Origin of the sequence: Providencia sp. PROV150, assembly GCF_028481025.1 — a bacterium.
Classification (GTDB): domain Bacteria; phylum Pseudomonadota; class Gammaproteobacteria; order Enterobacterales; family Enterobacteriaceae; genus Providencia; species Providencia hangzhouensis.
This window is the reverse complement of record NZ_JAMPPJ010000001.1, coordinates 257,086-267,822: the sequence shown is the minus strand read 5'-3', so window position 1 is coordinate 267,822 and position 10,737 is coordinate 257,086. Positions and strand designations below refer to the sequence as shown.

The window sequence follows — 10,737 nt, the reverse complement described above, 5'->3', positions numbered from 1 at the left end:
TCCAATTAATTATTTTTTTAGTTGTCGCAAGGATTGATCTTGCTGTTCAATCAAGGTCCGCAAACGCAACATATCGTTACGTTCAGGAACCCCCGCCAAAAATAGCCGCCCTGTTTCATCAAACGCTAAATCCAGTACTTTATCTTCTGGTGTTATCGAGCGCTGATATGCCATAAATCGCGCTTTTCCTAATGGCGTTAACATATGCAATTGCTGATTATCACTGCCTTTGAGCATCTGGGTTTGCGGAAGATCCACAATAAATGGCTCACTAATTAAGGCATCAATATTGGGAGCCATTTGTAAAACACGCTCTTCAATGTGTTCCCATTGATAACCGCTATAGACTAAAATATCCGCATCTTTTAGCTGTTTAATCCCTTTCATTAATGCGGATAAGGCTTCAGGCTGTTCAAACGGTTCTCCCCCTGAAATCGTGATGCCATCTGCGAATGGTAACCACTCCGTTATCTGGTCCAGTAATTGTTTCACCGTGATGCTATTGTCTTTCACTTGCCATGTATCAGGAGAAAGACAGCCTTTACAACGTAATGAGCATCCCTGAAACCAGATACCAATACGTTTTCCGGGGCCTAGAGCCGTAATTGGAAAATGAATTCGTGAAATATTAACATTCAGCACATCAATTACTCATCGCTGCTAACGTGATTTGCGTTGTTTCACCTGTGGCAATTTCGACAATTTGATAAGCCGAATTAGGCTGTAAATCTTGGTCGAAAACAGCGCGAGATAATGGGTTAATTAAATAGCTTTCTAATTGGTTACGTATACCTCGACCGCCATTAGATAAATCAGCTAAGCAATGTTGTTTTAACGTTTCTTTGGCTTGTGGTGAAATTGAAATAGTCAGTGATTGCTTTTCCAAACCAGAAAGAATATTTCCCACCATTTGTTCGAATATTTGTTGTGCCACATCGGGGCGAATAAAATCAAAAACAATAATGTTTTCCCCAATTCGGTTGAGCAGCTCTGGTCTATTTAACACTAATTTAAAGTGACGTTCGATTTCACTTTTCACATTACGCGTCACCGTTTCGAAAGGCTCACTCGGCTGGACATTCGCTACCCGCTCACCATTTGCATCCAAACGATAAATGCCAAGATTTGACGTAAAAATAATCAACGACTCTGAAAAATAAACGCGATCACCACGTCCTGAGGTCAATACACCATCATCAATAATTTGTAGAAATTTATCCATTAAATGAGGGTGTGCTTTTTCTATCTCATCAAACAACACCACACTAAACGGCTTTTCACGAATGGCATTCGTCAATTCACCACCAGAATCATAACCGACATAGCCAGGAGGAGCGCCAATTAAACGTTGGTCTGCATGTTCTGCACTAAATTCAGACATATCAAAGCGGATATACGCACTTTCATCACCAAATAGCAATTGAGTGACCGTTTTCGCCAGTTCCGTTTTCCCGACACCCGTTGGCCCCGCTAGAAACAAAACGCCTCGAGGTCGCCCACCTTTATGCCCCCCCACTCCGGTCATTGCACGTTTAATAATGTCCAATAAATGAGTGACGGCATGTTGTTGTCCTTTAACTCGGCGAGAAATAATCTCTGGTGCGTTATGTATTTTCTGCTTATCAATTTTTTTCCAAGGGTCTTCCGTTATGCCTACTTTATAACGTCGTACCGCATCACTAATACGTGTCACAGGGACATTTTCAATCCGTGCGAGCTGCACTATCGCCGTTAAGTCCAGTAACAAGAGCCCTTCTGTTTCATCAATAAAGTCATTAAATAAGCTGTCTTTATCCGCTTGTTCTATGCTATTAACATCAGATAATGAAGCTAACAACATTGGCGTAAGAACCCGACGAACTTGGCTGTCAGGCTTCGCAACAGGAATGGCTCTCACTCGTGGGTTATTAACTAAAAACCAATCAGGTAAATCGGTTTCTTTCTCCACAATCCAAAAAATAGAATTGTAGAACGGCTGGTTATTTTCCCCTGCTGGTCGCGTTTTTGCTTGGTGAGAAACCACCAGAGCCCGAGTAAATAAGCTGTGCTCAGCGGGAGTCAGGTTATCGCGATGGGAAATCAAGCAAGAGGCGAAATCAATACATAATGCAATTGGCTGCTGCTTATAGTTAATAAATTTTTCCAGCAAATGATTCAACATATCAATACCACCAGCGGCTTTATCATCAGCCATATGCAAACCTAAGTTTTGCATCAATGTAGCACTCGCTTGCGAGTTTTCTGTGGGGCTCGCCACGCATTGAAAACCAATCAGTGGTGTATAGGTAATAACATAGGCATACCCTGCCTGAAACAAGTTATTAAAGAGTGCTTGATTAAATGGCAGCGGTGTCACTACCCTAGGCGCAATTTCGCTGGCTTGTAGGTCTCGAACATTGCCAAATAGAACAAACTGACTTTTCAGTGGAATAAATCGCAGTAAGTCTCTTAACCAGCGCGGTTTTTGAAAATCCATGTTCATAGCACCCCTTGAGTATGAAAGTATTCTTTGCAGTTTACCTGAAATCACTAGCAAATGGCGTCAAGATCTTGAACTCATACCGTATTATCTGAACATTCTCATTTAGATATAAATAGGCTAAATTTAAAGCAAAACAGATTTGTGTTTATTGTCTGATAATTGTTCAATAATTTCGTGATAGCTTCTTCTTTTTAAACAATTATCACTGTTAATTCCTAAACTGTCGCTATAGTATTGTATTAATGAAGACCAAAGCAGAGCGAGGTGAGTCATGTGGCAAGCAATGTGTCGTTTATTAAGTGAACACTTAGGTGAGGCGGAGCTACGTAACAAAGTCATTCTGTCTGGTGGTGATATTCACCATACGTTAAGAATTGACTATGGCGAACACACCGTGTTCATTAAACAAAATCGGCGTGAGTTTTTGCCTTTATTTAAACAAGAGGCAGAGCAACTTGAAATGCTCGCTAAAAGTCAAACGATAACCGTTCCTAAGGTTTACGGTGTTGGTAGTAATAAGCACCACAGTTTCCTTCTGCTCGAGTACTTCCCTCTTAAGCCTTTCGACAACACCAATGCATGGCATTTTGGCCAACAATTAGCGCGTTTGCATCAATGGGAAGAGCAGCCTAGCTACGGGTTTGATTTTGATACTATGCTAAGCACAATTGTGCAACCTAATGGCTGGGAAAAGCGTTGGAATTCATTTTTTGCAGAAAAGCGTATTGGCTTGCAATTACAACTCGCTTCCGAAAAAGGAATGGTATTTGCTGATATTCAGCAAATTGTCGATATTGTTAAAGAGAAACTTGCTGGGCATCAGCCACAACCCTCTTTATTACATGGTGACTTATGGCCAGCTAACTGTGCTATCACTCAAAATCTTGAAGGTGTGCTATATGACCCCGCATGTTATTGGGGTGATAGGGAGTGTGATATTGCGATGTTGCCATTATATCAAGATCTTCCGATCCAAATTATTGATGGCTACCAAAGTGTTTGGCCGCTCCCCAATGGCTTTTTAGATAGACAACCAATATACCAACTTTACTATTTACTTAACCAAGCCCATATCTTTGGTAACGAACAAAGCTACCAGCAAGCACGCACGATTATTGATAATCTACTCAACGAAAAATAAGCTCCTGTTTTTTAGCATTTAGCACGACAAATAATTAATTTTCTAAATAATTCGAACTGTGGCAAGGCGGCGATTGAGGATAGTTTGGGGAGCATACACAAGTATGTGACCCGAGAAGCTAAACGCAGCCAACACCCTCATAGTATGGAGTACGACGAATAATTAATTTTCTAAATAATTCGAGCTGTAGCAAGGCGGCAATTGAGGATAGTTTGGGGAGAATACACAAGTATGTGACCCAAATAGCCGAAAGAAGCCAACACCGCTACAGCTCGAAGTATGACGAAAATTCGAAAATTACCAATTAAGGAAACGCAGAAGAAAATACAACGCTAGCCCCAATACAATTGGCCAAAAATAAAGAAGAAAAAATTGAGTGAATATCGTATGACGAGGAATAGTCACCTTAGCTTCAAGCTCTTCTTTTGAGATGTCTATCCCTTTTGCTTTTTCTATGATTACGTGATCTTCTAGGCTTTCACGAATAAACTTAATTTGCCGGTACATGCGCAAACCTGATGCACTTAACGCGAGCCCAACAAAAATAAAAATAAAGATGATGATAAAGCTGATATTACTGCCGGAAAACCCATTAGCGACTTGAGGTACTGGTGAGTTATTCCAAAAGAAATTTAGGAATGGTGTACTTTGACGGGTCATTTCCGCCATTAATTTAATAAAATCATTAGCGACTGCATTAATCCCTTCTCCTGCGAGCCCCTTCATGCCTGCCAGTTTAATTAAAGACGCCAATGTCGAAATTAATGCTAACAGAAAAACAACCCAACCCAGAATACGTTTGCCGATTGCGACATAATTGGCATTATGGTAATTCATTACTGCTTTTCCTCAGCGTTATGATTTTTGATAAATTTTTACAATGATTATTCAACGCTAATCATAGCTGAAAATATTCATTGCCTCCAAATCTCAATTCACGATTAATAATAATATATAGACTTTCAGACTAATCAAAATAGTGAGGCTATTCATTACCATTATACTTTTACTTCATACTGTCCGAATATTCCTCAATATTAGACTAATACTGATTTCAAGTAATACGCTTAAAGTCAGTTTACTGATATCATGACTTCTTCGTTAATAAATACGACATGAATGGAGTTTTGACATGTACCATAATCTTCCCATCCAATCGGTCATTTTTGATATGGATGGTTTATTGATCGACTCGGAACCTTTTTGGGCACAGGCTGAACTTGAGATTTTTTCACAATTGGGTGTTGACGTTTCAATTGCGGATACCCTGCCTGATACCTTGGGTTTACGTATTGACCATGTGGTGGAGCTTTGGTACCACGCCTCTCCTTGGCAAGGATGCAGCCAAGAAGAAGCCACACAACGCATTATTGACCGTGTTGTTGGCTTAGTTGAAGAAACTCGCCCTATTCTACCGGGTGTGCAACATGCGATGGAACTTTGCCGTTCAATGGATTTAAAAATTGCGCTGGCTTCAGCCTCTCCTTTGTACATGTTGGAAAAAGTATTAAACCTTCTCGATATTCGTGATTATTTCTCCGCGGTTATTTCCGCATCTGATTTACCCTTGAGTAAACCTCATCCTGAAGTTTATCTTAAAGCAGCAGCTGAGTTATCGACTAAACCCGTCAATTGCGTTTCATTAGAAGATTCATTTAACGGTATGATTTCTGCAAAAGCCGCCAGAATGCGTTCAATTGTGGTGCCTGACAGCAAGCATTTTAATGACCCGCGCTTTGGTTTAGCGGATATCAAATTAGCCTCACTGAATGACTTAAAGGCTGAACATTTACGTTAAGAATACCTTGAGTGTCTAATAAGCGTTCTCCCCTATCTAATTTAGGTAGGGGTATTGTGTTAAATTATAAAATACTTCCCTTATTTGCTAATAAATAAGAGTTTTTTTATCTTTCTACCACTATCATATTCTTTTCAAACACTTTATACTGCCAATCAACTGTATAGATAAACAGATGGTATTTTATCCACCATGACAGCTGAAGGGCATCTGCTTTTTTCCGTCGCCTCTTTAATAATGGCTCATAAACTTCAAATCACCCCAGAGATTGCTCATGGTGATTGGCTGCACATGGTTCCAGGGGCCTTATTAGGCGCATTATTGCCCGATATTGACCACCCCTCTTCAATTCCTGGTCGACTACTACGGATTTTTTCATTACCCATTTCCAAATTGTGTGGGCACCGGGGGTTTACTCATAGCTTAGTTGCATGGTTACTTTTGATGATTTCTTGTTATCAATGGATACCAACCGAATGGGCAATTCCAAATGATATTATCCAAGCTTTTTTATTAGGTTATATCAGTCATCTAGTCGCTGACATGCTCACCCCTTCAGGAGTACCATTCCTATGGCCACTCCCTCAACGTTTTTGTTTTCCCATGATCCGCGGTAAAAATAGCCAACGTGGAGAACGCTTTGTTGCCATTGTTTTGACTGTTTGTGCCTGCTTGTTACCTGCAGGTTATCAATTTGATTTTTATAGCCATGTTGATGTGATCTTAAAATACATTCATAATCAAATAGATACATATCTCCCCACATAAATTATAGTTTTGTAATATAATGTAAGTATGAATAATACTATATTATTACTTTTTGATATAAGAAATGTGTTTTATCAACTGATAACATATAACCAGTTGTTTGAAGCAACTAAATCCTTATAACCAATAAGGACTAAAGGGCAAGTAACATACCTTATAAAAATATGATTTGGAGTTCGGAATGAATATTCCTCTAATTATTAATGTGCTCGGCTTTGTAGCACTACTAATACTGTTGGCAAAACTAGGGGCTAAAGGCTGGAGCCTATCTAAAAAAGTGTTAGTCGGTCTGGTTTTCGGTGTTGCCTATGGGGTAGTACTGCACCTCGTGTATGGTAGTGGCCACCAAACGGTAAAAGACTCCATTCTGTGGTTTAATATTGTCGGAAATGGTTATGTGCAGCTATTACAAATGGTGATTATGCCATTAGTATTTGCTTCAATACTAAGTGCAGTGGCAAGGCTACATAAAGCTTCTTCGCTAGGTAAAATTAGCTTTTTAACAATTGGCACTTTGTTATTTACCACAGCTATTGCGGCGTTAGTGGGTATTTTAATTGCCAATTTATTCGGCCTGACTGCCGAAGGTTTAGTTCAAGGTCAATCCGAAACAGCACGTTTATCAGCAATAGAAAGCAACTATATTGGGAAAGTTTCTGACTTAACCGTGCCTCAGCTAATCTTATCGTTTATTCCAAAAAATCCATTTGCAGATTTAACTGGTGCAAACCCAACGTCAATTATTAGTGTCGTTATTTTTGCTGCTTTCTTAGGTGTTGCCGCACTGCAACTGTTTAAAGATGATAAAGAGCGTGGTGAAAAAGCCTTAGCAGCGATTGATGTTATGCAAGCTTGGGCAATGAAATTAGTTCGCTTGGTCATGCGTTTAACGCCATATGGTGTGATGGCGCTGATGATTAAAGTCGTAGCAAGTTCAAACTTGCATGACATCATCAACCTAGGCACTTTTGTTATTGCGTCCTATGTTGCGTTAGGCATTATGTTTGTTGTACATGGTATTTTAGTGGCGACGACTGGCTTAAACCCTATTAAATTCTTTAAGAAAGCGGGCCCAGTTCTGACATTTGCATTCACTAGCCGTTCAAGTGCTGCAAGTATTCCACTAAATATTGAAACACAAACACGTCGTTTCGGTATTCCCGAATCGATTGCTAGCTTCTCTGCATCGTTCGGAGCAACAATTGGGCAAAATGGTTGTGCGGGTATTTACCCTGCAATGTTAGCCGTGATGGTCGCACCGACAATGGGTATTAATCCATTCGACCCGCTGTGGATTGCGACATTAGTCGGTATCGTGACTATCAGTTCCGCAGGTGTCGCGGGTGTTGGTGGCGGTGCAACTTTCGCCGCGTTAATTGTACTACCAGCGATGGGCTTACCAGTTACATTAGTTGCTCTGTTAATTTCAGTTGAGCCATTAATTGATATGGGTCGTACTGCATTGAATGTCAGTGGTTCAATGACAGCAGGCACAGTGACTAGCCAGTTGATGGGTGAAACAGATAAAGCGATATTCAATCAAAATGATGACGCAGATTTAAAACACGTTTAACTTATCATTATGATTCAAACGAAACCTGCCTTCTGGCAGGTTTTTTTATGATTATGATAAGTATGTGAAATTTATTTACCTTGGGGAATATCAAAAAAATCAGTTTTTTGTGCTGAATAATATTGCAATAAACTGGAATAACGTAAGATAATAAAGCCTGAGCAACGTTTTCTTGAGCTTCCTGCTTGTGTTGCGTCAACCCATTTTCTATGGGTATTTTATCAACATCATTTATGGTTTTTTAATATGACTAATAATGTCCATATCCTAAAAACTGATCCTTCAGATAACCCTTGTGTAAGCTGCGGTGCATGTTGTGCCTATTTTCGTGTCTCTTTTTATTGGGCTGAGGCTGAAAGTGGGGGTGGTGTTGTACCACAACATTTAACTGAGCAAATAACCCCATTTATGAGTTGTATGCAGGGAACAAACCAAAAACATAATACGCGTTGTAGCGCTTTAGAGGGCACCATTGGAGAATGCGTGTCTTGTTCGATATACACACAAAGGCCTACACCTTGCCGCGAGTTTGAACAATCTTGGCAAGATGGTATTTACAATGAGGCGTGCGATAGAGCACGTGCTGCTCATGGTTTACCCCCTTTAGAGCCTCATCAACCACAAATAGCGTGCTAGCCGTCAATGACCCAGATTTTTCTGGGTTATCTCTTTTTTGAGCCAAATCTGAAAAATGCGTCCTTGCACACGTGTTAATCATCCAGCTATTTAAATTACATGATTTCGTTCATTACCTGCATCGCCAACTCAAAAGAGTATAAACGAGCTTGATGATCAAAAATTTGGCCATTTACCATAATTTCATCCGCTTGAGTTTGCCGTAATATCGTATCCAACCCATGACGTACCTTGGTTTTATCCCCTACCAATGACATGCCTAATGCTTGTTGAACACCAAATTTTTCAGCGGGTGACCAAATATTTTCCATACTCTCAACAGGTGCAGGCAATTGAGAAGGTTGACCACGACGTAACATAACAAAGGCTTGCTGCATCGACGTAAATAAAAACTCTGCTTCACGTTGAGTATCCGCGGCAATGATATTGATACAAACCATCGCATACGGCTTAGAGAGTCTCTGAGATGGCTGGAAATTAGCACGATAAACTTCCAACGCCTGTAATAATAAATCAGGGGCAAAATGAGAAGCAAAAGCAAAAGGAAGCCCCATTTGCGCGGCTAACCTTGCACTGTATAAACTCGAACCTAACAACCAAACCGGAATTTTTTCGCCAAAGCCTGGCACTGGGCGCACTGCTGGGTCTGGGTTTATAGCATCAAACCAATTAATGATTTGCGCAACATCTTGCGGGAAATTATCGATATCCGTATTCATATGGCGGCGTAAAGCTTGCATCGTTCGCTGATCACTTCCAGGAGCACGCCCTATGCCTAAATCAATGCGTTCAGGGTAAAGTGTGTTTAGTGTGCCAAATTGCTCTGCGATCACCAACGGTGAATGATTCGGCAACATGACGCCACCAGAACCTAAACGTAAATTGTGAGTATTTGCGGCAAGATAGCCTATTAACACCGAGGTCGCCGCGCTGGCAATCCCAGTCATATTATGGTGTTCCGCAAGCCAATAGCGGTGGTAACCGAGTTTTTCTGCTAACTGAGCAATATCAAGGGAATGAGCAAAGGCCTCTTTCGCCGTCGAACCCTGAATGATTGGCGCAAGGTCGAGTAAAGAAAGGGGTATTTTTTTATCTGACATACACACTCACTTTGTTAGAATTTTGTTTAACCTAGCTTACCATCCTAGACTATCCCCTTTGATGTCTCCAGCACTGAAATTTGCATTAGCACAAGTGGTCTAAAAATGTAAATTACCGTCTAATAAGCCACTGTTTTATATAAATTATGGTTCAAGCTTGAATAAAAAGTGCAGTAATTATGGAGCTTCCGTCAGGGGAGGTAAAAGCGATTGCGAGACAATATGAATTGGTGAATGATTTGCCCATCACCAATACAGAGGATACTGAAATGAAAAAATTAAATACCAGTTTATTAGCTTTAGCATTATTAACCGTCGGCTTTACCGCAGCAGCAAATGGCGTTAACCACAAAATGCCTCGTCAGCACATGGGTAACCATCACAATATGGTGTATAGCGTTGCGGAACAAACGATGACACCAAATGAAACTGCAAAAAAGCTGGCCAATAATGCGCCCAAAATTGAAGATGGCAAACGCTATATTGTCAAAGTTACAGTGATGGAAGTCCCTGAATTTAAACCAATGAATGCCATGCCAACACCAGAGCCAATTCGTGTCCCAGCTACACAGTAATAATGGTATCAATAAAAATTAATTAAGTTATCGGCAAAACCTTTTATATTGATAAGTACAACCAGATAGCACCTATCAATAAAAGCCGATATCTTATCCAGACAATAAAGAGTTCTACACTCTAAATAACTCATGGTGCAGTTAGGCGACGAATGAATTCCGTCAACAACGCTGTAACTTGAATTATGACGAGTATATATATCCTACGATTGCCTCTGTATACCAGAGGCTTTTTTTTAAAAAAAGTTTCTCTGAATTGGACCTTCCTCTCTAGTAATAACACCTAATAGCGACTACTCTTAATTCAAGCAGATTGTTAATAACTGTAATTTATTAACACTTTGTTTGACATCCCTTAAATAGAAAATCAGGAGCTTATCATGGGGTATTTTGAATTAAAAAAATCCACTAAAGACGTTGCTCAGCCTTACTATTTCGTTTTAAAAGCAGCAAATCACGAAGTGATTGCAAAAAGTGAAATGTATGCATCTAAGCAATCTGCGCTTAAAGGGATTGCCTCTGTCCAAAAAAATGGCTCTTCTGAAACAATTAAAGATCTAACTGAGTAAGTTTCTGTGGCCCCAGTCTTCTGCGAATCGGGGCCACTTTTTTATCTGTTGGCTTATATAACTTACATAAATACACGCTATTGCAAGTAACACAA

General features: G+C 40.1%; 11 protein-coding genes. 7 read left to right on the top strand and 4 right to left on the bottom strand.

The annotated features are described in order from the left end of the window. Positions 1-9: 9 nt before the first annotated feature. Positions 10-642, bottom strand: a complete 633-nt coding sequence (locus tag PSE83_RS01300; protein ID WP_004263648.1) for a 4Fe-4S single cluster domain-containing protein — start codon at positions 640-642, stop codon at positions 10-12. Between the two features lies 1 nt (position 643). Beyond that, on the bottom strand, positions 644-2,476 hold the full coding sequence (locus tag PSE83_RS01295) for an AAA family ATPase (protein ID WP_036958655.1): 1,833 nt from the start codon (positions 2,474-2,476) through the stop codon (positions 644-646). A gap of 277 nt (positions 2,477-2,753) precedes the next feature. On the opposite strand from PSE83_RS01295, the gene PSE83_RS01290 reads away from it, so the two are divergent. Beyond that, on the top strand, positions 2,754-3,623 hold the full coding sequence (locus PSE83_RS01290; protein WP_004263637.1) for a fructosamine kinase family protein: 870 nt from the start codon (positions 2,754-2,756) through the stop codon (positions 3,621-3,623). Between the two features lie 297 nt (positions 3,624-3,920). Here the strand turns inward: PSE83_RS01290 and PSE83_RS01285 are convergent, their stop codons facing one another. Further along, entirely contained in the window at positions 3,921-4,460 is a 540-nt protein-coding gene (locus PSE83_RS01285) for a YniB family protein (RefSeq protein ID WP_004263634.1), read from the bottom strand. Between the two features lie 295 nt (positions 4,461-4,755). Here PSE83_RS01285 and hxpB point away from each other — a divergent pair, with 295 nt between their 5' ends. The 4 genes from hxpB to PSE83_RS01265 all read left to right on the top strand — a co-directional run bounded on the left by hxpB (position 4,756) and on the right by PSE83_RS01265 (position 8,398). After that, entirely contained in the window at positions 4,756-5,421 is a 666-nt protein-coding gene (gene hxpB, locus PSE83_RS01280; RefSeq protein ID WP_004263628.1) for a hexitol phosphatase HxpB, read from the top strand. Positions 5,422-5,613: 192 nt separating this feature from the next. Beyond that, positions 5,614-6,189, top strand: coding sequence for a metal-dependent hydrolase (locus PSE83_RS01275; RefSeq protein ID WP_004263626.1), 576 nt, complete (start codon positions 5,614-5,616; stop codon positions 6,187-6,189). Between the two features lie 181 nt (positions 6,190-6,370). Beyond that, a complete protein-coding gene (locus tag PSE83_RS01270) occupies positions 6,371-7,762 on the top strand; it encodes an L-cystine transporter (protein WP_004263624.1) in 1,392 nt (463 codons plus the stop codon). Positions 7,763-8,008: 246 nt separating this feature from the next. Then, a complete protein-coding gene (locus PSE83_RS01265; protein ID WP_094961737.1) occupies positions 8,009-8,398 on the top strand; it encodes a YkgJ family cysteine cluster protein in 390 nt (129 codons plus the stop codon). A 95-nt stretch (positions 8,399-8,493) separates the two neighbouring features. Here the strand turns inward: PSE83_RS01265 and PSE83_RS01260 are convergent, their stop codons facing one another. Continuing rightward, the gene (locus tag PSE83_RS01260; protein WP_110591596.1) at positions 8,494-9,498 is read right to left on the bottom strand and encodes a luciferase-like monooxygenase; all 1,005 of its coding nucleotides are present in this window, start codon (positions 9,496-9,498) and stop codon (positions 8,494-8,496) included. A 179-nt stretch (positions 9,499-9,677) separates the two neighbouring features. On the opposite strand from PSE83_RS01260, the gene PSE83_RS01255 reads away from it, so the two are divergent. Both PSE83_RS01255 and PSE83_RS01250 read left to right on the top strand, forming a co-directional pair. Then, entirely contained in the window at positions 9,678-10,073 is a 396-nt protein-coding gene (locus tag PSE83_RS01255) for a hypothetical protein (protein ID WP_004263615.1), read from the top strand. A 380-nt stretch (positions 10,074-10,453) separates the two neighbouring features. Further along, a complete protein-coding gene (locus tag PSE83_RS01250; protein ID WP_004263611.1) occupies positions 10,454-10,642 on the top strand; it encodes a YegP family protein in 189 nt (62 codons plus the stop codon). Positions 10,643-10,737 lie beyond the last annotated feature (95 nt).

Excerpts from the sequence above, each read along its gene's own strand:
- PSE83_RS01270 (WP_004263624.1), top strand. The coding sequence starts at position 6,371 with ATGAATATTCCTCTAATTATTAATGTGCTCGGCTTTGTAGCACTACTA.
- PSE83_RS01285 (WP_004263634.1), bottom strand. The coding sequence starts at position 4,460 with ATGAATTACCATAATGCCAATTATGTCGCAATCGGCAAACGTATTCTG.
- PSE83_RS01295 (WP_036958655.1), bottom strand. The coding sequence starts at position 2,476 with ATGGATTTTCAAAAACCGCGCTGGTTAAGAGACTTACTGCGATTTATT.
- PSE83_RS01250 (WP_004263611.1), top strand. The coding sequence starts at position 10,454 with ATGGGGTATTTTGAATTAAAAAAATCCACTAAAGACGTTGCTCAGCCT.
- PSE83_RS01290 (WP_004263637.1), top strand. The coding sequence starts at position 2,754 with ATGTGGCAAGCAATGTGTCGTTTATTAAGTGAACACTTAGGTGAGGCG.
- hxpB (WP_004263628.1), top strand. The coding sequence starts at position 4,756 with ATGTACCATAATCTTCCCATCCAATCGGTCATTTTTGATATGGATGGT.
- PSE83_RS01265 (WP_094961737.1), top strand. The coding sequence starts at position 8,009 with ATGACTAATAATGTCCATATCCTAAAAACTGATCCTTCAGATAACCCT.
- PSE83_RS01255 (WP_004263615.1), top strand. The coding sequence starts at position 9,678 with ATGGAGCTTCCGTCAGGGGAGGTAAAAGCGATTGCGAGACAATATGAA.
- PSE83_RS01260 (WP_110591596.1), bottom strand. The coding sequence starts at position 9,498 with ATGTCAGATAAAAAAATACCCCTTTCTTTACTCGACCTTGCGCCAATC.
- PSE83_RS01275 (WP_004263626.1), top strand. The coding sequence starts at position 5,614 with ATGACAGCTGAAGGGCATCTGCTTTTTTCCGTCGCCTCTTTAATAATG.